Here is a 22,077-nt window from a genome sequence, read left to right on the forward strand (position 1 = left end):
AGTGCGAAGCGACCATCAAGCCTCCTCGCGCCCCTGGCGACGCCTGATCGCATCGTCGCGCGCATCGTCGATCTCTCGCATGATGCTGTCGATGTCGACTTCTTTATTGGTGCCTTTGAAGTGCCCGGTCAATTTGATCTCGGGGGTCAGAGCGCCGCTCTCGTAGATGTACCAGATCTCTTTCGCATAGCTGGTCGAGAGCAGCTCCGGGGCAAATTGACCGAAGTAGGACGCCAGGTTTCCGACATCGCGCTCCAGCATTCGCGCGGCATTGTTGTTGGCCGCCGCATCGACCGCTTGCGGAAGGTCGATGATCACGGGGCCATACTGGTCCACCAGGATGTTGAATTCCGAGAGATCGCCGTGGACGAGCCCGCTGCACAGCATGCGCACCACATCCTTGAGCAGGATCTCGTGGTAGCGAAGCGCCTGCTCGCCCGTCAGGTCCAGATCATTGAGCCTTGGCGCCGCATTACCCTCGTCGTCGGTGACGAGCTCCATCAGCAAGACGCCTTCGACATAGAGGTGAGGCTTGGGAACACGCACACCCGCAGCGGCCAGGCGGTATAGGGCATCGACCTCGGTATTCTGCCAAACGTCTTCCTGCTGTTGGCGTCCGTAACGAGAGCCTTTCGCCATGGCGCGCGCCTGTCGACTGTTTCGCACCTTACGTCCTTCGCTGTACAAGACCTGCTTATGAAAACCCCGTTGATTGGCTTCCTTGTAGACCTTGGCACAGCGCACCGCGCCATCGGCATGCACGACATAGACTGCGGCTTCCTTGCCGCTCTTGAGCGGCCGGATCACCTCGTCGATGAGACCGTCGCGGACCAGCGGCTCCAGCCGTTTTGGGATTTTCATAGACATCCTGATGTGAAAGGGCAAAATCCGGGCGACATCGGCACCGCCCAAGAGCAGTTTCTCGGTGCTCTAATGACCGTCGACGGCGTTCGAGCGATATTCGTTGAGTTGATGACCGGGAATTGCGACGGACGCTCGACCCGACAGCGCGGGAGGAGGGGCTCGATCGGGACGGCCTCGGCCAAGATTAACACGTTGGCCCGCGCTTCCTGCGCCGGGGTCTTCGCATGAGGGGCGTAGGCGTCCGAAGAAACGAGCGCATCATGAAACCGGACACCCGAACCGCCATGCAACGGCTCATCGAGGAGGTGCGCGCCGCGATCCCGTTCGACGCGGCGCAGGCGCGCGTCTGCAGCGGCGACTGCTCCGGCTGCTCGCAAAAGCTGCTGGACTATCTGGAGGGAGAGCTGGCGGCATGGGAGCAGCGGCTCGCCGAGGGAGACCGGCCGAGTCTTGCAGACCTGTCGCGTCTGGCCAAGACCGCCCGCAAGATCCATCGTGTGTTGGTGCGAAACGGCATCCTGGCCGAGGAGGCCGAGCCGAGATGAGATGCTGTTGCTTTCAAAAGGTCTTCTCGGTCACCCGGCACGCTGTCTCGTGGTCGGCAATGGCCAACGCCGCTTGGCACCTCGGTCGCCGGCGCGCATCCGCTGGTGCCGCGGGACCGCTTCAGCGCCTGAGGGCGAACCGGATGTGGCGATAGAGTCACCCGCCGTGGCTGACCTTGGACCGGTCCTTGTCGCGAATGCGACACGTCGCCCTCGCAACGGGCCGTATTTCCCGGTAGGTCATTGAAAAATAGTTCACGATTATTGGCCCGTCGTTTGCTGTTGGCAGCCTAAGCAAACAGCAGCGCAGATCGATCGCATGGCACCAACTCTCACCCGGAAACCGAGAGCGCAGACGGAAGCAGTCCCGGTCTTACGCAACTCGAGCGCGGATGTCTCCGATGCTCGAGGCGATGCCCTGCGGTACGCCCGGGCCCGCTGCTGCAGCGTAGGCCGGCAGGCATTCGCCACCCGACTCGGAGTGAGGTGAGCCATGGCCCGTTTCGTACCCTGTCATGGCAAGAACGCCTGCCGCGACAATGGCGAGCGCTGTCTGACTTGCGGCCGAGAATCGAGCGAGATCGCCCGACTACGTGCATCCATCGACGAGCTGGCGAATCTGGCGATGGACTATGGCTACGACAACAGCGAGGAGTTCGCCACCTACGTCGCGCGCAAGCTGTTCAAGACCATCGCCCATCGCCGGGAGCAGCAGCAATGAGCGGGCTCCCGATCGATCCCGTCGACACCCGCTTCCGCCCGGGTGTGCGGGAGATGGATCGCGTTTATAGCGAGCTCAACGCCATGGGCCGAGTCGGTGTGTGCGACCATTTGCCGGGGTGGTTTACCGTGCATGCCGTGACCCTGGACAGCGCCCTGGCCGCCCATCTGAATGCGAACCAGGGGTCCTGAACGGTGAGCACGACACCAACCCCGGGCGCTTCGGCGCTCGACAAACGCAAGCTGCTGGTCTGTGCCAGCGCTGATCTGACGGATCGTCAGCATCGCATCATCCCCGTGCTGTTCAAGCACGAGCCGCAGAGCGCCATCGTGCTGCGACATGGCGGCCAGGTCTTCGCCTACTTGAATCAATGCGTGCACATGGTGCGGCGTCTGGACTGCATGCACGACGCGGTGTTCGATGCAGAACACGAGCACCTGCGCTGCTCCATGCACGGCATTGTCTATGACCCGACGACCGGTGAATCCTTGAGTGTGTTGTGCTCGGGCGAACGACTCGAGCCGTTGCGCTCCATGGAGATCGACGGTCAGGTCTACCTCGTCGACAAACGCGTGACGAGCCCGACTTGATCTGACCCCGGCGAGTCTTGATCTCGCAGGCCACTGCCCGCGCAGGGCAGGGAACCGACCACCGACCTCACTCAGCGAGCAAGCCAGATGAAAACCACCGATAAGATCCGTCAACAACTCGCGGAGAACCCGATTGTCCTGTACATGAAGGGCACGCCGGGCGAGCCACGCTGCGGGTTCTCCGCCAAGGCTGCGGCGGCGCTTCAATCGACCGGGGTCGAGTTCGCCTATGTCGATGTCTTGGCAGCGCCCTTGTTCATGCAGGCGCTGCCCGAGGTCTCGGACTTTCCCACCTTCCCGCAACTCTTCATCAACGGCGAGATCATCGGCGGCAGCGACATCATCGAGGCCATGCTCGCGAGCGGCGAGCTGCTGCCGATGCTGAAAAGCGCGACCGGCTGACACGAGACCGAGGATCACAGATGCACCAAGACGACAGCGTCAAGCGCGTGCGGGCCGAATACCCGGCGGCAATCATCGACATCGCCGGGGCCGACTGCAACTTCGAGCTCCACATCGTCAGCGAAACCTTCGCCGGCCAGGGTCTGCTGCAACGACAAAAGGGCGTATTGGCCCTGTTCAAGGACGGGCTGAAGTCCGGCGCACTGCACGCCTTGACGATCAAGGCCAAAACACCGCAAGAGAAGGCGGCGGAGTCCCCCTGATACGATGCCAGACCGCCGCAAAGGTCAGCCGAAGCCATCCGCTCTAGTCAGGCTGGTCCGACCGGGGAAAGAGTTTCCGCAATACCCTCTCCGGCAACAGGAGTCGATCGGGTCGGCCCGGAGGGGCCACAAAGCCGAAGTGCCGATAGAATGCCGCCGCCGACGGATCCTTGGCATCGACCAACAGTGCAGCCACCGCCAGAACACGGCTGGCCTGAATGACTGAGGTTCCCCCGAAATTTAGTCTTCCAAGGGTGACGTAGAGTGTCTGTCACACTGGAGACGATGATGCAGAAGATTCCGAAGCAAGAGTTCACCGCCGAGTTCAAGGAACAGGCGGTCAAGCGAGTCAAGGACGGCAAGCGCGTGAGCGCGGTGGCCAAGGAGATGGGTCTGGTCGAGCAGACCCTGCGCAACTGGGTGAAGGCGTTCGATGTCGGCACGCTCATCGGTACGGGCGCAGCGAAAGTCACGCCGGAGGCGATGGAGCTGTCGCGTCTGCGTGCGGAGAACGCGCGGCTCAAGCGCGAGGTCGAGATCTTAAAAAAAGCGACGGCGTACTTCGCGCGGGATGCGCTGTGAAGTACGCCTGGATCGCTGCGCACCGCGACAGCTTCGCCCTGAACGAGCTGTGTGATGCCCTCGCCGTGAGTGTCGGCGGCTACCGGGCCTGGCAGTGTGGCGGCACACCGGATCGCCGTGGGCTGACGGATGCGCAGTTGCTGGCCCTGATTCAATCCATCCATGCCGAGTTCAAGGGTGCTTACGGCAGCCCGCGGATGGTGCGTGAGCTGCGCGTACGAGGCTTCTCCGCGAGCAAGGCACGGGTGGAGCGCCTGATGCGCGATCACGGCATCCGGGGGCGCCACAAGCGCCGCTACAAGGCCACGACCGACTCCAAGCACGGCCTGCCGGTAACCGAGAACCTGCTCGCGCGCGACTTCGCCCCGAGCGGCCCGAATCAGGTCTGGAGTGCCGACATCACCGACCTGTGGACGGATGAAGGCTGGCTGTACCTGGCCATCGTCCCGGGCCTGTTCAACCGCGAGGTCGTGGGCTGGTCGCTGAAGCCGCGCATGACGGCCGATCTCGTCGGCGACGCGCTGACCATGGGTTGGTTTCGGCGCAAGCCGGCCCCGGGGCTGATCCACCATTCCGATCGGGGGAGCCAGTACGCGAGCCAGGCGTTCCAGGAAAAGCTGGCGCAGTACGGCACGATCTGCTCGATGAGCCGCAAGGGCAATTGTTGGGACAATGCCCCGACCGAGAGCTGGTTCAACAGCTTCAAGAACGAGCGGATCTTCGGGGAGCGCTTCGCCACCCGCGACGCCATGAAGGCCACCGCCTTCGAGTACATCGAGGTGTTCTACAACCGCAAGCGTCTGCATTCCACCCTCGGTTACACTTCCCCGGTGCAGTTTCTGAAAGACTGGATCAACCCCGGACAGGGAGAAAAGCAGGTCGCATGAACCCCTGCCCTTGGAAGACGAAAAAATGAGGGAACCTCAGCTAAATGGTGACCCCTTTTTTCACCTTTTTCAGCCTATTTCAGAGTTTGCAAAAACAGTGAATGCTTTGACATGATTGCGTTAATCTGATTTTGCTTCTCGGCGCTAAGTAGTGCATCGATGTTCGCTTTGCAATCAAATGCCCACGCTGACACTTCCTCGGGAATGTCTAAACCCCGTTCCTCAAGTGCTACAAGCGCAGTCGCAGCACAATACTCATCGTCGAACGTCCCATCCGGCCCGCGTTCAGGAACGACCCCATTAACATCTAAAACATATAATGCAGCTGCGAACGCGGTAATTCGGTCATCAAGAGACTCCTCATGAACCGCAGAGCGTAATAAGACGGACATCGCTTTAAACAAATCGTCTCCCTCAAGTCCATCATTAAAGCTATGAAAGCCAGTGCCCTTCGGTGAATATGTGCCTTGTTCGTTGAGAAGTCTAATTACTTCTAAGCCGATATCAAGATTGCGCGAAAACACGCCTAAAATTGCCCTAAACACGCAAGATGTCAGCATGGTCATCATGCTTAATGAACGCTCCATGCTCTCACGGCTAGGCATTACGCCTCGGTTTACGACTTTTTGAGCCTGTGAGAAAGTCTGATCAAAAGCGTCCGGAGTCGACTTGGCGATCAGGTCCGCAAGTCGGTCCGTAAGACGATCAAAAATGTCTCCAGTCGTAGGATTTGGAGTAGCTGTAAACGATTGCGCCGATCCCGTAACCTCACGCTCCCACTCCGTAGAGTAATCGTGTTCTGTTTGGTCGGTCGAAGATAGATCCAGCGAGTCTGCCTTCTTTAATAGGTAATCGCAATGTTGCTTAAGCGACTCCCCCGCATCAACCAAAAATGATACGTTGCCGATCCGGTGTCTTATCAGGTCAGCTAAATCACTGGTGCTGGGCCATGTAAATCTCTCTTGTATAGAACCTTTTTCACCGTCGCTTCCGAAATCGAAAAGCGTTCCAAGTGCGTTGAATTCATTCTCTAATCGAATGTCAGCCCCAGGGGGAAAGATCAGGTGCCTTTGTATGAGCGAAAAGAACAGAGGGGAGTTTGTTTCCGCGTCAATCGCTTCACCGTCATTGGAGCGAAAGCTGCACTCTTCATACAGGAGCGCTCTTATCCGTCGGCTGTATGCTTCAAGGAGTTGATACCACTCCTCCCCGCCATTAGTAAGTATGATTAGGGCTGACGCAGGGATTCTGGCTCGCGAGTCCGATAAACCGAGCCAACCGAAGCAATTATCAAGGAAGGTTTCAGCGCTCTCCGCAGTAGCTCGTACGGCACTTGGGCAATCTGGAATTGCTACAATCGAAGTGATTTGTTTGCAAATATCTTCGCCGATTTCATGTCGGTAGTTCAGCTCAATCTGCTCGACCGCGTCCCACTTCAAAAGCAGAGCAAGCCAAGTCGGGAAGTCGCCGCGAAGCATGCGTTCAGCATCATCCTTCTCTGTTTCGATGATTCGACTCTTCTGGTCTAAAAATCCTATCCTCGCTTCTTTCGTCTTGTATGTTGTACGAAGGCCGAAAGGGATTTTTACGCAATTTTCGAACTCTCTATAATCATCCCTTTGTATACAATTAACCTCATTGTATAGCCTGACGCGCAAACGTGGATCTTCGCGCTGGGTGACCGGTGTGAAAATGATAGATTCGACCCTGTCTACATGTTGCCAAGAATCTGCTGGAATGCCTAATAAAGATCGTGTGGCCAAAGCCCAACTTTTCCCAAGAAGAACGATTGGAAGCCAAAGATCTCTGAAGCTCGTATTTGACCGACTCGCAATGGATCGATACTCACTATCGAGAATCCTTTCGGTCGAGCGGATAAAGCTTCGTAGTGGATCGAGATCCTGCGCAAGCGAGCCCGTTTCGACCGACTCCAATGCCTGAAGCAATTGCATCAGGGGGTCGTCGCTAAGACTCGGCTGCGGCAAGGTTTTAGCCAATATGACCGCAGCTCGATTGTAATGATCAGAGAGTCCTCTTAATGGTCTCATCAGCGGATACCTCTAGCCATCGAGCTGCATTCCTTTTCGATAATTCGAATCTGAGATCCGATGTCGGAAAACAAACGATCGAGATCCTCAGAAATGTCATCACCGGACTGAATTAGTGGCTTAATCTCATTTTCAAGTATTTCCCGAATGTCATTCTCAAAGGTTTTGAGCTTGGCATCGACATCCGGCTTAACGCGGTCACTAATATCGGCCCGCCGATTTTGTTTACGCGCCTTTTCTTTTACTTGCATTGCAGTCATCTCTCGGGCACGTTTTACATTGCTCCAGCTAATAGCGAAAAGTGTGAATACGCCGGCTGCAAAGATAAAGTATTGCAGATACTGGACGCCAGTCGCAAGTTTATCTCCGACTAACCAAATACCGCTGAGCCAGCCAGTTATTGCGGGTAGTATAAATATCGCTGCAAGTATTAACAATGCCAAAGGCAGGTTTGTCGTAAATAGGGTTTTCAGGCCATCGAACAAAGCGCTGCTTACGTTTTTTGCAAGATCAGTTACACCCTGCGGAGGGTTAAATGGACTCTGTGATGTAGGCTTACAAAGGTCCTCGGTGAGATCTCGGCAAGCGTCATTGACCTGCTGCTTCATGCGTTTGATTTTGGATTTTTCAATGGGGTAGTCATTGTCTAGGAAGCGTGTAATACTTCTTTTCACGCTGCGCTCAAGGGTGCGGTCAAGGCGATCGGGGAGAGTTTCCTTAATTAGGCGATGTGTCTCTATATTGACGTCCTTTGTGATCTCGCTCAATTGTAGACTCAAGTTTCCGGTCGTTGATATTGCAGCAACGCGATCCTCGACTGTCTCAGCGGCTTTATCTATGATGCGATCATACTCGCGAGTTAGTTCATCCTGAATTCTCTGAAATGCCTCTTCTAGTTCTTCTTCGTATGCTGCTTTTGGTCTTGTCGCCTCTAGCTCCGACTTCAACGTATAGTTAAGGCTGTTGTAGGTGGAGCAGAGGTTGCTGCACCCTTCGATAACGCGTCTTTTCCGATTGAGCTCTAGGTCGGACTGCTCCGAACGCATCGACTGTAGAACGATGACTTTGCTGCTAATATAGTTAGTGAGTGTAGTCCTGACATTGTCGATATTCCAGTCTTCCGTATAAAATTCACGTGCATTCGTTTCATACGGATTGGTCTGGTCTCGATAGTTTTTCGCCGAAACGAATGTAACCCTTCCGTCCTCAACTGCATCCGACATCGCGGGGAAATACTTTATCAAGTCTTCACGGGCTTTCTGGCGTGCATCTTCCTCTGTGCTAATTCCCTTGTATGCGTCAGATTGTTGCCATAGGTCCCAGAATGTAACGACGGGAATGATAGGTCGTGTAGAGTATTTCAAAAATGGATTAACGGAATCGGCAACGCGTTTATTGATAGCGTCAGCTTTTACAGCCACGATAAGCAGCATAAACTCCTTGATCCAACTCTGTAGTGCTTGCTCATCTTTCCAGTAAGGCCCTCCAAGTCCGGGCGTGTCAAGTAATTCGATATTTTTGTCCGCCATCGACTGGAAGACGCCGGGATTGAGTTCGGATGTATTGAGCTTGATCCTAAAATGATGAACGCCTTGCAAAGAGCTCGGTCGCTTACCTGAGACTTTGCTTTGGTATTCTTCTGCTGGAATTGGTGACTCAACGCCGTCGTATTTCACCTCATGGAATTCATGGCCCTGGCGGTCATCCTTAAAGCCAACTAAAGTACACATGGCAGTCACTACGCTATCGCCGGTGGGTAACAACTCTCGGCTTTTAGGCGGGGATAATAGAGCGTTTAAAAGGCTAGACTTTCCGTGGGAGTAATGCCCGACAACGCCAACGTAGACTGGGCTATTGATTGCCCGGTCACATTCTTCAGCCGCGCGTTGAACGTCTTGCTTGAAATCTGCAAACCGTTCTTCAAATTTATCGAAATGACCAGTTTCCTTAAAGCGTTTAAGATAGTTTTTAATGCTTGCCCTGCTTGCTTCTTCGGCAATATTGTTAATTGTGTCGCTAAGTTTCTGATATTCGTTCACGCTAAACTCCGCTGGTTTTTATATTGTCATAGGGGGTTCAAGATAACAACTAAGAGGCTAAATATTGTATGTATGTTTCTGCCTTTAAGGACGTTGTTATCGGTCGAACGGTGTGTCGAAAAGTCAGTTTTCTTATTGCTATGGTTAGTGTTTTTTTACGGGTGTCTCAGGTAATTGATGGGCTTTTTGTTTGCGCAGTTTAAGGGCCGTTTTCAATGGAGCTACAGCAGTCGCTCTTGTCGCTCTGCATTCCCTACGGCCACGACCGTATCCGGTTTGCGGGGGCGATTCCACTGACTCTTCTCACAATGCGGTCCGATCCTCGGCTCGCTGTCTGTTTAGAGCCGTTGGTTTCCCCGCTCGGTAGGCTTTGATCGAGCGCAATGGCATCACGCGACCCCCAACCGCTTCCCAATTCCGCTCCCCCCCTTCACCAACACATCCACCCGCACGGTCGCCCGCCCCATCCCGCAATAGAGCAATCGGTCGCGGCGTTCCGTATCCTTCTGATCCTCGACATCGGTCAGGATGATCGCCGGGGCGTCCTGGCCTTTGAATCGGTAGAGGCTGTCGAGCGTGATGTCGCCGTCGGTCCAGGTCTGCACGCCGTCGGGTTGGTAGGTGCCGGTGAAGCGGCGGATCGTGTGGCGGCCGATGCAGTTGTGTTTCCAGAGCGGGGACTGGTCGACGCCGCGCAACGAGAGGATGACGATCTCGTCCGGGGCGAAACCGAGGGCGAGCAGGTCGGCGACGACCGTATCCAGGTGCTTGGCTTGATCGTCGGCATCGCGATAGGGGTGCACGCCCACACCCAGTCCGGGCAGCGGGTTGGCGGGCTCGAAGTCGAAGGGCAGGTGGCTGCGCATGAAGCGGGCGATTCCGTAGGGGGAGCGATAGTTGTGGCGCGAGTGCAGGCGCACGAAGCCCGGGAGATCGACCGGTGGCTTGCCGAGCAGGTTTTGATCCGGGTCGTCGAGCCAGAGGATGCGGGCGTCCTCGGTGAGGAAGAGCTTGAGGATCTCCAGCCAATCGGCGTCGAAATCCTGTCCCTCGTCGAGGATGAGCACATCGAAGCGCCAAGCGTCCGGGATCGGGGCGGAGAGGACGCGGTCCTGCATGGCGCTCCAGAAGCCGGGCTGGTTCATGCCCTTGTAGTCCAGGGGCTCGCCGCGTGCGCGCAGGAACTGGTCGCAAAAGCCGTAGAAGGTTCGGGCGTGGACCTCGGGCAGCAGGTTTTGCAGGCGATCGGCGAGCGGTCGGTTGAAGCAGATCATGAGGACGCGCCGCCCCTGTTTGACCTGATCGCGGGCGAATACGCCGGCCAGCAGACTCTTGCCGCAGCCGCCGGTGCCGGAGACGCGCACCCGAAACGGCGTCATCTCCAGGGTGCGGACCAGTTCGGCGAGGCCGCCGCCGTGGCGCACGAAGTGTTGCTCTTGGGCCCGTCGGTATACGTGGATCTGCGGGACGACCTCGAAGGTCTGGCAGAAGAAGTCTTCGACCAAGGTGCGTCGAGCGGGATCGGGTTCGCCGGGGCCGAGGATCCGTTCGATCCGCCGGGCCAGTCCGTCGGTGGCGGCGGCATCGAGGATGCGACTTTGGTCCAGGCCGGCCGCGTTGAGATTGCGGACGCGGTAGTCGGGGCAGTAGAGCAGATAGTCGAGGTCGAGCGGCGATGCGCTCCCGTGCTGCCACTGAAACTTGTCGCGGACCTGGTCCAGCGCGCGATGAATCTGCGCACCGACCGACTTTCGACGCTGACAGTAGACCTTGACCAGGCCGTCCGGCGTTTCGTTCAGGACCCCGTTCTTCTGCTCGATGCAGAGTACGGCGCCCGCGCGGTTGACCAGGATGAAGTCGATCTCGCCGAATCGGGTGACCTGGCCTTGGCTGAAGCTCCAATGGACACCGTGGAACACGGCATAGTCGGGGCCGAGTTGCGCCTTGAGCAGCGCCAGCGTCTCGAACTCTCCCGAATGCGCGCCCGCGAGCGCCAAGGGGCTGATGTCGGAGGGGATGATCCTGGCCATGAGCGTCCGTTCTCGATGCTGGCGATCAGCGTTTGCCGATGCCGACGACGCGCCCGACCGGATAGCGATCGGCTGGGCGCTCGGCCTCGTCCTTGGCTGCTTCGGGTCCGGCGGAACGGACGACCTTGCTGCGCGTGCTCCGACCGCCGTGATGGGCGGTGTCGCTGATTTGAGCGCCGTAGGTGTCCATCGTCGGGGACGTTCTCCATGAAATCGCAAGGACGTGTTTGAGTGTAGACGCGGCGCGGGTTGCGCGAGTTGATGGGCGTCATGGTTTGCGACGGAGGTACGGCCCGTGGCGGGCGAGTGCGCGCAGCGGGAAATGTTCGATGCTGCGTGCCCTGCAGGGTCTGAAAGGACCAGGAGGATGCCGCGGTATGTCGAGGGGCGGAACGACGAGGCCGTGGGGCGGCGACGGATGCCGTTCTTATCTTCGTCGGGCGATTCCCTTTAGTCTGCCCCGAAGCATTGGTTACTCTGCCACCTTCTATGTTCCGGAGACATTTCCTCCGCTCAAGGATCCCGGTTCCGATGACGGTCTCCCTGATTCTGCTGTGGCTATCGGCTGCGCCGCTCTTCGCCGCGCCTCGAGCCATCGAGCCCTTGACCAATCCGCTTCGCCCGCCGGATACCTCCAGTCCGCACGGGGGCGCGGGTAAAGTAGAGAGCAGGCGTCCCGCGACGTTAGGTTTGGCCTATCTGTTGCCGCCCGTTTCGTTTGGCGGTGCCTCACTGGTGAATTGGCCAAGGTAAAAGTGTCCGGCAAGGTCAGCGTGGACTCCGAGAAGGACCGCGAGGCGTTTCAGGAGCCGCCGTCTTGGTTGACTGTCTCGGGTTTGCGATCTCTCAACGCACCCTGCAAGCATCGTGGACCTATAATGCGCCCCCGGTATGCTCGGACACCCCGCGTGAAGCACTCCGGGGGCCCTTCAACCGCCGGATCCAGGCCACAACACGACAGAGAGACCCATCATGCCGACTCCAACGCAACAGGCCATCGACGAGGCGTTCGCCGCGCTCGTCTACGATCGTGACGAGCGCAAGGCGCCGGATGCGCATCGCAGCAGCAAGTTCCGGGTCGGCTGGGCTGCGGCGCTGGAGGGCAAGGTGTACGAGGCCGAGAAGCTCGAGCGCTTGACCTGGCTGAACCTCGGCTATCGTCTGAGCCACCACTTCGGCGCCCTGACGCCGGAGCAGATCGATGTCGTGTATGACTACCTGGCGGCGAGTTGGCGGGAGCCCTGCGCGGCTTGAGCGAAGCGCCGCAGCCGTAGGCTGTTGGTGACGACGAAGAGACTCGACACGCTCATGGCGCCTGCGGCGAGCATGGGGTTGAGCAGCCATCCGGTGAACGGGAAGAAGACCCCGGCGGCCAGCGGGATGAGCGCGACGTTGTAGGCATAGGCCCAGAAGAAGTTGATGCGGATGGTGCGCAGCGTCTTGCGCGCCAGCGCGATCGCGGTCGCGGTGCCGCGCAGGTCGCCCTGCATCAGGATCACCTCGCCGGCCTCGACCGCGATATCGGTCCCGGTGCCGATGGCGATGCCGACATCCGCCTGCGCAAGGGCCGGGGCGTCGTTGATGCCGTCCCCGACGAAGGCGACGCGCCGCCCCTCGGCTTGCAGACGCTTGACCTCGGCGGCCTTGTCCGCCGGCAGCACCTCGGCAAGGACGCGCGTGATGCCGACTTGCCGTGCGATCGCCTCGGCGGTCCGGCGGCCGTCGCCGGTCAGCATCCCGACCTCGAGCCCCAGCGCACGCAGCTGCGCAATGGCCTCTCGACTGCCTGCCTTGACGGGATCCGCAACCGCCAGCACCGCGATCAGGCGTTGATCCGCCGCGACGTAGATCGGAGTCTGGCCTTCCGCGCCGAGTCGCTCGGCGACCTCGCTCGCTGCGTCCAGGGGCACCTCCAGACGCTCCATCCAGCGCCGCGCACCGACCGCGATTCGTTGCTCGCCGACGTGTCCCTGAATGCCGAACCCGGGCTCCGCCTCGATCTGCGTGGCGTCCGGCAGGGTCAATCCCCGTGCCTTGGCCGCCGCGACGATGGCCGCGGCGATCGGATGCTCGCTGTGGTGCTCGACCGCCGCCGTCAGGGTCAGCGCCGCGTCCTCGTCCATGGCGTAGGCATTGAGCGCGGTCAGGGCAGGATGACCTTCGGTCAAGGTCCCGGTCTTGTCCAGGACGAGGGTGTCCACGCGGGCCAGCGTCTCCAGCGCGGCGCCGTTGCGGACGAGGATCCCCAAGGCCGCGCCGCGTCCTGTAGCGACCATGATGGCCGTCGGCGTCGCGAGCCCCATGGCGCAGGGACAGGCGATCAGCAGCACGCTGACCGCGGCGACGAAGGCATAGCTCAAGGGCGGTTCCGGACCGAGCCAGAGCCAGACTGCGAAGGTCACGAGCGCGACGATCATGACCACGGGCACGAAGATGGCCGCGATCCGGTCGGCGACGCGCTGGATCGGCGGTTTGCCGGATTGGGCGTCCTCGACCAGCCGGATGATCTGCGCCAGCACCGTCTCGGCGCCCACGCGGGTGGCGCGGTAGCGGAAGGACCCGGTCTGGTTGAGCGTGCCGCCGATGACCTCGTCTCCCGGATCCTTGCGCACGGGCACCGGCTCGCCGCTGATCATGGATTCGTCGACCCGGCTGCCGCCCTCGGTCAGGGTGCCGTCGACCGGGATGCGCTCGCCCGGGCGGACTTGGATGACGTCGCCCGGGACGACGGCGTCGGCGGGGATCTCGATCTCGCCGTCCGGGCCGATGATGCGGGCCGTCTTGGGCTGGAGGTTCACCAGACGTCGGATCGCCTGCGAGGTCCGTCCCTTGGCGACGGCTTCCAGATAACGTCCGAGCAGGATCAGGGTGACGATGACCGCGGCGGCCTCGAAATAAAGATGGACCGTCCCCGCGGGAAAGATCCCAGGCAGGGTGAGCGCGAGCAGCGAGTAGAGATAGGCCGCGCCGCTGCCGAGCATGACCAGACTGTCCATGCCCGGGCTCAGATGCCGAAGCTCGGTCAGACCACGCGTGAGGAAACGCCGCCCGGACCAGAAGAGCACCGGCGTGGCCAGCACCAGCTCAAGCCATGCCCAAAGGCTCATCGGTGCCAGCCTGTCCATGAGGGTATGGAGCCCAGGCACGACCATCGGTCCCATGCTGATCAGCAACAGCGGCAGGGTCAGGGACGCGGCGACGCGCAGATCGCGTGCGAGCAGGCCGAGCTCGTCCGCCTTGCGCATCTCGTCGGTCTCGGTGCGTTGCTCGGGCGCCGCCGGCTCGTAGCCGGCCGTGCGGATCGCTTGGGCGATGCGCTCCGAGCTCACCGAGGCGGGGAGATAGCTGATGCTCGCCGATTCGGTGCCGAGATTGACCGTCGCCTCGATGACGCCCGGTACGGCCTGAATGGCCCGCTCCACGCGCGCGACACACGACGCGCACGTCATGCCGCCGACGCGCAGGGTGACCGACGCGACCACCGGCTCGTAACCGGCGCCGCGCACCGCATCGAGCAGGGCCGGCACGGTCGCCTGCTCGAAGCGCACGATCGCGGTGCCGGCCGCGAGGTTCACCGTCGCCGAGTCCACGCCCGGCGCGCGGGCGATGGCGCGCTCCACCCGCGCTACGCAGGACGCGCAGCTCATGCCGCCGACACCGATCCGCACCTCTTGTGTCATGCGTCGACCTCGCTCCAGTCACCCGGCAGGGCCAACGGGTCGGCAACGAGGTCGCCGAGAGCGCCGTCGATCACCGGCGTCAAGAGCCCGTAACCCACCCGCCAGCGGACGGTACCGACCTGCACCGAAGCGGTCTTGGTATTCAGCTTCACCACCTGTCCGAACCGCTCATGCCCCTCGCAATCCTTGAAGGCGACCCGGTCGCCGACGCTCAGACGATTGCGGTCGACCGCTTGGCGCTTCTGTGTGGCGATCGTCACGTCCTCGCCGTCGAGATCGATCTGATGGAAGAGAATGCTCCAGCGTTTTCCGTCGCCGAGATTTTCGATCTCCGCACGGGTCCGGTTGATCCGCAGCAGCTTGGCCTCCTGCAGCCTGTTCTCGACGTGGTCGAACCAACCCACCGTCTGACCGACACGCAGAGCCTTCTTCACGGCACTGATCCGCTTCGGATCGTCGAGCTGGTTGCTGATGGCCGCGTTCAAGCGATAGAGCTCGAACAGACTGGCCCGACCCAGCACGTCCATGACCTCGGTGTAGTTCATGTCGGCATCTCCGGTATCTGCAAGGATGCCCGCCCGCCTGCTGCGGCAGGACTAGATGTGGGATCGGTGAGGGTCATTCCAACGAGGATTGCATGCACTCCGGCACAAGGGATTGCCGCGCGATCGGTCGGGTTCGACGGCTCCGACTTGAGTCATGGCGTAGATTGATATTCCGCGGCTCGCGATGGGTCGAATCGCTCGCCCGGCGCGGGAGCCCTCAGAGCTTCGGCTTCAGCTCATCCGGGGGCAACGCGGAGGCGGCGGCCCTGAATCCGGGCGTGGGTTCGAGGCGACGCAACGCGTGTTGGGCGCCGCCGAAGATGTCGCGACCGATGACGCGCAGTGCCGCGAGCCGGGCGGTGGAGCTCGTGCAGGCGGCGGATTGGTCAGCGGGATCGCGGCAGGTGGTCACCGTGTCGCCGTCGCCGATGAAGTGCATGCCGGGGAGCGGGCGGATCGCCGGTGAGCCGGGCTCGGGGGCGGTGAGGGCCATCATCGAGGGACGCTGGTCCTCCAAGAGACGCAGCAGTAGTCCGGGCAGTTGGTAGAAGGGCAGGTCGCCGGTCTTCACGACGCCGCGTCGTCCGTCGATCAGGATCAAGGGCGTGGCGACGAGCGTTCGGAACATCGTATCGCTGAACTCGGCGCGGTTCGGCGCCAGCAGTCCGGATTCGCGGAAGCCGCCGAACTGGTTGCCGAGCGCGGGCAGATGGTCGCCGAAGAGGACGATCAGGCTGTCCGGGTCGCGCTGTCGCAGCTCATGCAGGAAGTCCATCAGCTCACGCGATTTGTAGTACATGGTGTTGGCGTAAGCCTCCACCGTCGCGTGTCCCTCTGCGGCGCCGACGACGTTCTGGCGCTGCGCGTTGAGCGGATAAGGAAGATGTCCGAAATAGGTCAGCACATAGTTGAAGATCGGTGTCGGCCCTTGAATCTCAGTTCCGAGTCGCTCGAGCACCTGACGATAGAGCGAGGCGTCGCTCAGAAAGCCCTCGTTCATGTCGTCGAGAGCGAAATCGCTGTCGGACCAATAGGTGTCGAAGCCGATGCGACGGTACGCATTGACCCGATTCCAGAAGGACGCCGCGTTGGGGTGCGATGCGAAGGACCGGTAGCCGGCGCTCGCCAGATGGCGCGGCAGACAGGGGACGTCGTTGCGCAGTCCGCCTTCGAAGAAGACGTTGTCGCGCTCCACCGGGAAGCCGCAGAGGATCTCGAACTCGGTGTTGGCCGTGTAGCCGCCGAAGACCGGAGCGAGGGCGTGGGCATGTCCCGATGCGGCCCAAAGCTCGCGGAATGCCGGATCGAGCGGATCGGCGGAGAGCTTGGATGCGCCGAGCAGCATCGGATCCCAGAAGGATTCGAGCACGATCATGTGGAGATTGCGCTTCGGGCCTGCCGGGCTTGCGACCTTGATCAGGTCGCTCCGGGCGGAGGTGCCGAGCCGCGCGATTGCCGCTTCGACCTCGTCGGGCGTCGGGGCGGGCTCGCGCCGGGCGCGACTGCGCACGCCTTCCTGCAGGAGCTGCAGCGGGAGACCTCTGGACTCGAAGTTGCCGCGTTGATTCCAGACCGAATTTCCCAACTGCTTATCCAACGCGAGACTTGCCGGCTCGGGGAAGGTGACGAGCAGTGCGACGGCGAGCGCGATGCCGCCGACATTGACCCAGGACCAAGCCCGACGCCAGGCGATCATCCACCAGAGCAGGATCGCCGGTACGGCAACCATGAGTGCAGCCCCCGCGAGCTGCCATCCCTCGAGCAGCAGAAACATGTTCTTGGCGGCGACGAAGTCGTCGGGCATCAGGGGGCCGCCCAAGATCGACATCTTGAGCGCGTTGCCGAGCGTCAGCGCGGTAAACAGGGCGGCCGTGCCGAGCGCAAAGCGCGCGAGGCTGCTCGACATGCCGTAGAGCAAGGCGCCGATCACGAGGTGCGCGATCAGGTCCGCCCGAAAGGCATCGGGTCCGGGCTTGACCTCGAACAGGAGATCCATTGCGGCCTGTGCAGCCAGATACCAGGCCGCGACGAAGAGCATCGCGCCGGTCCAGCCGAGTGCACGGCGGAGCCCGCTCGAACGAGGGGTCGGAAAACGGAGTCGGTTCATCGGTACTCGGATCATGCCAAGATCCCCTCTCCCCGGCGGGGCGACGGAGCATCAAGGACGCAAATGAAACGTCATGGGATCGACATGAAAGTGTAATGCACGCGATTGCCCCTGACCAGTTCGGGGACTTGGGTGAGGGCACTTAAAGGATGTTTTGCGCGGGCTTTGTCCGGCATCACGCCGTGGGGCGCGCCGCTCGCCGTCCACGCACCCGGTTGTTCGAATCGAGACTCGCTCCTTTACCCCGCGCGAGTCTGGACCTGCCGAGGTTGTTCTCGACCCGGTTCAAAGGGAACCCGTCACGCCGGGCGAGATCCGCTCCGCTTCGGCGCGTGGCTCGGGATCAGCGCCCGGAGATCCGCTTGGCACTGGCGAGCAGATCGTCGATCTCACGTTCGGCTTCGGCCCAGTCCTCGACCTCATGCCCGGGCGCGAAACGACGTTTTTCCGCACGGTAATAGGCCGCCTCGTGGATCATGTGCAGTCGCTCCTCGTCCGAGACATTGGCGAGCGATCTCAGACTGATGGATTTGCCTTCCAGTGCGGTCGGGGCAGCGCGCGGCGCGGTGGCTCCGGGCTTTGCGGGAGACTTCTTGGCGGGTGTCTTTTTTGCGCCCGCGCTCGCCGCGGCCGCACTGACGCTTGCGGGTGCGGCCTTCTTTGTCGCGGCGGCCTTTGCTGGAGCGGCCTTCGCGGGAGTGGCCTTTGCGGGAGTGGCCTTTGCAGGAGCGGCCTTGGCCGGCGCGATTTTGAGCCCGGCGCTCGGGCCGGCGGTCGATGTCGTGACCGTCTTCTTCGCTGCGGTCTTCTTGATGGCTGTGTCCTTGTTCTCTGCAGCCGCTTTGGGTGCCGTCTTCTTGGTTACGATGGTTTTGTCGTCGGCCATGTCGCTCGCTCGCCTCTTGGATTCCGGTGTGGACTCTTCGGGGTTTTTACTGAGGCCCCGTCGGTCGTTCGACCTCTTGATTCAACAACGGCGGTTTTTTCTCGTCATCGCCGATAAGGATACACGGGATTTTCGCTTCCGTGGCAAGAACGCACGCATGGATTTCAACCGACTTATTCCGACCTTAAAGCCTGCGCCGGATCCGTGTTGGCCGAACGATGAGCCGGGTAGAGACCAGCCAGCAAGGCGGCGCTCCAGGCGAGCAGCACACCCTGGATCAGGGTCAGGGGCGGGATCCGCATCTCCATGGTCCAGCCGAAGGATCGCAGATTGACGACCTGGATCAGAAGGTCTGCCATGACAAGTCCGAGCGGGATCGCCAGCAGGCCGGCCGAGAGGCCGAGAATCGAGGTTTGGGTCAGGATCAACAGGGTCAGCTCGCGCCGGGTCATGCCGGTCGCGCGCATCACGGCGTAGTCGCGACGCCGCTCCAGCTCAAGCGCCATCAGGGCGCTCAGCACGCCGATGAAGGCGACACCGATCGCAAGCAGACGCAGGACATGGGTGATTGAGAAGGTGCGGTCGAAGATCTCGAGCGATTGCTCGCGGATCTCATCGTTCAAGGCGACGAGGACCGGGGCATCGAGCGCCTCCGTCAGGTCGCGAACCCGTTCGAAGACCTCGGCGCGATCGGTGTCGTCGCGCACCATGATGCCGATGGAGGACACCGCGTCGTCGTCCCAGAGCGCGGCGTAACGGCCACCAAACATGACCAGCATCCCCGCATCCGAGCCGTAGTCGCGAAAGACGCCGCCGATCTCGAAGGACTGCCAGCCCCGGTCGGTGAAGAGGGCAACCCGGTCGCCGACCGCGACGTCGTGGTGATAGGCGTAGGGCTCCGAGGCGAGGATCAGCTCGCCGGCCTCGAAACGGGTCCAGAGATCCACGGCTTCCCCGCCCTCGAAGCTGAAGCCGCTCGGGCTGACCGACGAAGAGGTCAACCCGAGCAGGAGCACCGAGCCGGTTTCGGCCTCGACCCGCACGCTGCGCCCCATGCTGATCTCGGCGATGCCCGCAAGTCCGGCCAGGCGCTGCGCCAGCCCGGATGGCAGGTCGCCATCGGCGCGATTCCCCGTCTCCGATGGCGCGGAGACATAGATGTCGCTTTGCAGCGTCGTGTCGAGCCAGACGATCAGACTGCTGCGGAAGCTGTCGATCATCACGCCGACCCCGAGGGTCGAGGAAATGGCGACCGTCAGGGCCGCTGCGGCGATGCCGGTACGGGTAATGGATGCGGCCACACCGCGCGCCGCGAGCACGGCCGGGATTCCGCCGATCGGCCCGACGACGCGCGTCAAGCCGAGTGCAATCGCGCGGAGCAGGGCGGGGACACAGAGGCTGAAGCCGAGAATCAGGATCAGGATGGCCAGGAAGCCGAGAACGATCGAGCGACTCGGGATCTGGGCCGCACCCCAACCGACAACCATGAGGGCCAGACCGACCGCGCCCAGCCAGAGCACCCAACGCTGTCCGCGACGCTCCAGGCTGTTGGCACGGAGCACGTCGCGCGGTTGAGCCCGGGCGGCCTCGATCGCCGGGCCGAGTGCGGCGACGAGGGTAATCAGGAGTCCGGCGGCGATGCCCTTCGCGAGCGAGATTGGCGTGACGAAGAGCTCGCGCACGGTCAGCGTGAAATAGATGTCGTTGATGGTGCGCGTGACCAGTTGCACCAATCCCCAGCCGGTCAGGATGCCCAAGCCCAGCCCGAGCAGAGCACCGGCCAACGCGAAGAGCAACGCCTCGGACAGGACCAACGCAAAGAGTTGACCGCGCGTGCAGCCGAGCGTCCTCAATGAGCCGAGCAAGCTGCGCCGCTGCAACACGGCGAAGGTCATGGTGTTGTAGATGATGAATCCGCCGACCAGCATGGCGAGCAGGCTCATGGCGGTCAGATTGGTGTGGAAGGCCCGCGTCATCTGACGCAGGGTCTCGCTGCGTTGCTCGGATGCGACCAGGCGCAGGCCGGGCGGGAGTGCTTCAGCCAGAACAGGCGCCTCCTCGGGCGAGAGCACCAGATCGATCCGGTCGATCGTCCCGACGCGCCCGGCGATCTCCTGCGCGGTCGCGATGTCCGCGATCGCCAGACCCTCGAAGCCGCCCGCTTGATCGGAGGTGAGGATACCGACCAGCTCCGCCGAGATCTCGCGGCCCCCGATCCGCAGTCGCAACACATCGCCGGGTGCGACGCCGAGACGCTGCGCGTCGCCTGCGCTCAGCAGCAGTGTATCGGGCTGTGTGAGCATTCGGATCAGCGAGGCGCCTTCGACCGAGAGGCCGGTGCCTCGGATGGAGGAGAAGGCCAGCAGGTCGAGCCCGATCAGCGTGAAGGTCACCTCGCCGATCCGTATCGGGGTCTCGATGACCGGAGTGGCATCGGTCGCCGCGAGGCCGCCGCGGCGACGCAGATCGGCATAGACCGCATCCGGGATACCGCCGGAGGCCGATTCGATGCGGTGCGTCGCGCGACCGGCGACCCGCTCGATCGAGAGGTCGAAGGCGCGCCGCGCGCTCTCGTTGGCGATGTCCACGGCGATGACGACCGCCACGCCGAGTGCGATGCCGATGATCGAAAGACCGGTCTGCCAGCGGTGGCGTGCCAGATAGCGCAGGCTGGCGCGGACGAGGACCGGCATCACCAGGCGAGATCCCGGGCCGAGTCGACCAACTGCCCCTTATCGAGCGTGAGCACCCGGTCGGCGATGCGCGAGACCGCCAGGCTGTGCGTCACCAGGATCAGCGTCCGGCGCCGATCCGCGAACAGCTCGGCGAGGAGCGCGAGGATCTGCTCGCCGGTCTCGACATCCAGGTTTCCCGTCGGCTCGTCGGCCAGGACCAAGGCGGGTGAGTGGATGAGCGCGCGGCCGATGGCGACGCGCTGCTGCTCGCCGCCGGAGAGCTGATCCGGGAAGGCCCGGGCGCGAGCACCGAGTCCGAGGCGCTCCAACATCTCGGTGATCCGCGGCATGCCGCGTGCGAGCGAGGTGCCGTTCAGCTCGAGCGGCAAGGCGAGATTCTCGGCGACCGTCAGCGTCGGGATCAGATTGAAGAACTGATAGATAAATCCGACCTGGCGTCGTCGCAGGAGCGTCAGGCCGGGCTCGCCGAGCGTCGAGAGGCGATGTCCCATGACCTCGACCTGTCCTTGGTCGGGCCGATCGATTCCCGCGAGCAGGTTGAGCAGGGTCGACTTTCCCGAGCCGCTTCGCCCCAGCAGAGCGACGCACTCGCCGCGGCCCACATCGAAGTTGATCCCATCCAGGACGCGGTGCTCGGTCGTGCCTTCGCCTTCGCGATAGAACTTGTGCAGATCCCGGATGCGCAGCACCGGGACGTCTGCGGACGGCTGGTCGAAGGTCGGTGCGCTCATTCGAGCCAACGCACCAGATAGTAGAGCCGCTGACCTTCCGATGAGCTCGACGGTCCGTAAACGATCGCCGGGTGGAGCCCCCGCTCCGCATCCGCTCCCGCGAGCGCCGTCGCTTCATCCTCGACGACTGTGACGCACCCCTCCGGATAGCGGGCACGGTCGGTTCGTTTTGTCTTGATGATCGCGAATCTGTGATCCAGCGACGTCGACTCGGGGTCGATGAGAATCTTGGGCATGCGATATCCAGTCTGGGAGGTTTGGATCGGCGGGGCTGTGCGGCGCGATCGCCCGGCGGGCGAGACGTCCGTCCCTCCAAGCCAAATTGTGCGTCCGCTCGGCGGGTGCAAGTGCGAATCGACATGAGGAGTCGGGCTTTTGGGCGTTCGTCGCGCTTCTGTTATCCTCACGTTCCTCATGCTATCGCTCCTCCATGCCATCCCTTTAATGCCATCTCGGAGTGC

20 protein-coding genes are annotated in these 22,077 nt (G+C 61.6%); 8 read left to right on the forward strand and 12 right to left on the reverse strand.

The window, feature by feature from the left end; genetic code table 11:
- Nucleotides 1–15: 15 nt before the first annotated feature.
- Nucleotides 16–861 (reverse strand): PA4780 family RIO1-like protein kinase, encoded by an 846-nt coding sequence (locus tag BLV04_RS16795; RefSeq protein ID WP_093034783.1) that lies wholly within the window; start codon nt 859–861, stop codon nt 16–18.
- Between the two features lie 263 nt (nt 862–1,124).
- Here BLV04_RS16795 and BLV04_RS16805 point away from each other — a divergent pair, with 263 nt between their 5' ends.
- The 7 genes from BLV04_RS16805 (at nt 1,125) to BLV04_RS16840 (ending at nt 4,854) form a co-directional block, all read left to right on the forward strand.
- A complete protein-coding gene (locus BLV04_RS16805) occupies nt 1,125–1,409 on the forward strand; it encodes a hypothetical protein (RefSeq protein WP_093034789.1) in 285 nt (94 codons plus the stop codon).
- A gap of 493 nt (nt 1,410–1,902) precedes the next feature.
- Complete coding sequence (locus BLV04_RS16810) at nt 1,903–2,130, forward strand: hypothetical protein (protein WP_093034793.1); 228 nt, start codon at nt 1,903–1,905, stop codon at nt 2,128–2,130.
- Nucleotides 2,127–2,321 (forward strand): hypothetical protein, encoded by a 195-nt coding sequence (locus BLV04_RS16815; RefSeq protein ID WP_093034796.1) that lies wholly within the window; start codon nt 2,127–2,129, stop codon nt 2,319–2,321. Before BLV04_RS16810 ends, BLV04_RS16815 begins: the two co-directional genes overlap by 4 nt.
- A gap of 3 nt (nt 2,322–2,324) precedes the next feature.
- Entirely contained in the window at nt 2,325–2,720 is a 396-nt protein-coding gene (locus BLV04_RS16820) for a Rieske (2Fe-2S) protein (RefSeq protein ID WP_093034799.1), read from the forward strand.
- Nucleotides 2,721–2,807: 87 nt separating this feature from the next.
- The gene (gene grxD, locus BLV04_RS16825; protein ID WP_093034802.1) at nt 2,808–3,122 is read left to right on the forward strand and encodes a Grx4 family monothiol glutaredoxin; all 315 of its coding nucleotides are present in this window, start codon (nt 2,808–2,810) and stop codon (nt 3,120–3,122) included.
- A gap of 20 nt (nt 3,123–3,142) precedes the next feature.
- Entirely contained in the window at nt 3,143–3,385 is a 243-nt protein-coding gene (locus tag BLV04_RS16830; protein ID WP_093034805.1) for a BolA/IbaG family iron-sulfur metabolism protein, read from the forward strand.
- A 288-nt stretch (nt 3,386–3,673) separates the two neighbouring features.
- Nucleotides 3,674–4,854 (forward strand): IS3 family transposase gene (locus tag BLV04_RS16840; RefSeq protein ID WP_371828651.1). Its coding sequence is split into 2 segments (ribosomal slippage): nt 3,674–3,926 and nt 3,926–4,854, totalling 1,182 coding nucleotides; the frame shifts between segments, so codons are not numbered across the junction.
- A 74-nt stretch (nt 4,855–4,928) separates the two neighbouring features.
- Here BLV04_RS16840 and BLV04_RS24485 read toward each other — a convergent pair.
- The 4 genes from BLV04_RS24485 to BLV04_RS24990 all read right to left on the reverse strand — a co-directional run bounded on the left by BLV04_RS24485 (nt 4,929) and on the right by BLV04_RS24990 (nt 11,161).
- Nucleotides 4,929–6,806: a hypothetical protein gene (locus tag BLV04_RS24485; RefSeq protein WP_139191952.1), complete on the reverse strand. Its 1,878-nt coding sequence runs from the start codon at nt 6,804–6,806 to the stop codon at nt 4,929–4,931.
- Nucleotides 6,807–6,901: 95 nt separating this feature from the next.
- A complete protein-coding gene (locus BLV04_RS16845) occupies nt 6,902–8,941 on the reverse strand; it encodes a dynamin family protein (RefSeq protein WP_093034811.1) in 2,040 nt (679 codons plus the stop codon).
- A gap of 389 nt (nt 8,942–9,330) precedes the next feature.
- Nucleotides 9,331–10,971 (reverse strand): NERD domain-containing protein, encoded by a 1,641-nt coding sequence (locus BLV04_RS16850; RefSeq protein ID WP_093034813.1) that lies wholly within the window; start codon nt 10,969–10,971, stop codon nt 9,331–9,333.
- Between the two features lie 25 nt (nt 10,972–10,996).
- The gene (locus BLV04_RS24990) at nt 10,997–11,161 is read right to left on the reverse strand and encodes a hypothetical protein (RefSeq protein ID WP_175534669.1); all 165 of its coding nucleotides are present in this window, start codon (nt 11,159–11,161) and stop codon (nt 10,997–10,999) included.
- A 782-nt stretch (nt 11,162–11,943) separates the two neighbouring features.
- Between BLV04_RS24990 and BLV04_RS16860 the strand changes: the two genes are divergently transcribed.
- Nucleotides 11,944–12,225, forward strand: coding sequence for a hypothetical protein (locus tag BLV04_RS16860; RefSeq protein WP_093034820.1), 282 nt, complete (start codon nt 11,944–11,946; stop codon nt 12,223–12,225).
- Here the strand turns inward: BLV04_RS16860 and BLV04_RS16865 are convergent.
- The 7 genes from BLV04_RS16865 to BLV04_RS16895 all read right to left on the reverse strand — a co-directional run bounded on the left by BLV04_RS16865 (nt 12,186) and on the right by BLV04_RS16895 (nt 21,852).
- Nucleotides 12,186–14,651 (reverse strand): heavy metal translocating P-type ATPase, encoded by a 2,466-nt coding sequence (locus BLV04_RS16865; protein WP_093034823.1) that lies wholly within the window; start codon nt 14,649–14,651, stop codon nt 12,186–12,188. The two genes, BLV04_RS16860 and BLV04_RS16865, sit on opposite strands and share 40 nt — an antisense overlap.
- The gene (locus BLV04_RS16870; protein ID WP_093034826.1) at nt 14,648–15,196 is read right to left on the reverse strand and encodes a hypothetical protein; all 549 of its coding nucleotides are present in this window, start codon (nt 15,194–15,196) and stop codon (nt 14,648–14,650) included. The genes BLV04_RS16865 and BLV04_RS16870 overlap by 4 nt, the downstream gene beginning before the upstream one ends.
- 217 nt (nt 15,197–15,413) lie before the next feature.
- Complete coding sequence (locus BLV04_RS16875; protein ID WP_093034829.1) at nt 15,414–17,303, reverse strand: LTA synthase family protein; 1,890 nt, start codon at nt 17,301–17,303, stop codon at nt 15,414–15,416.
- 343 nt (nt 17,304–17,646) lie between these two features.
- Nucleotides 17,647–18,189 carry a DUF2934 domain-containing protein gene (locus BLV04_RS25280; protein ID WP_093034833.1) on the reverse strand — a complete coding sequence of 181 codons (543 nt, stop codon included), beginning with the start codon at nt 18,187–18,189 and terminating at the stop codon, nt 17,647–17,649.
- A gap of 173 nt (nt 18,190–18,362) precedes the next feature.
- Nucleotides 18,363–20,882 (reverse strand): FtsX-like permease family protein, encoded by a 2,520-nt coding sequence (locus tag BLV04_RS16885; protein WP_093034836.1) that lies wholly within the window; start codon nt 20,880–20,882, stop codon nt 18,363–18,365.
- The gene (locus tag BLV04_RS16890) at nt 20,882–21,616 is read right to left on the reverse strand and encodes an ABC transporter ATP-binding protein (RefSeq protein ID WP_093034839.1); all 735 of its coding nucleotides are present in this window, start codon (nt 21,614–21,616) and stop codon (nt 20,882–20,884) included. The genes BLV04_RS16885 and BLV04_RS16890 overlap by 1 nt, the downstream gene beginning before the upstream one ends.
- Complete coding sequence (locus tag BLV04_RS16895) at nt 21,613–21,852, reverse strand: hypothetical protein (RefSeq protein ID WP_093034842.1); 240 nt, start codon at nt 21,850–21,852, stop codon at nt 21,613–21,615. Before BLV04_RS16895 ends, BLV04_RS16890 begins: the two co-directional genes overlap by 4 nt.
- Nucleotides 21,853–22,077: the final 225 nt, after the last annotated feature.

This window comes from Thiocapsa roseopersicina, from assembly GCF_900106925.1.
GTDB classification, from domain to species: Bacteria; Pseudomonadota; Gammaproteobacteria; order Chromatiales; family Chromatiaceae; genus Thiocapsa; species Thiocapsa roseopersicina.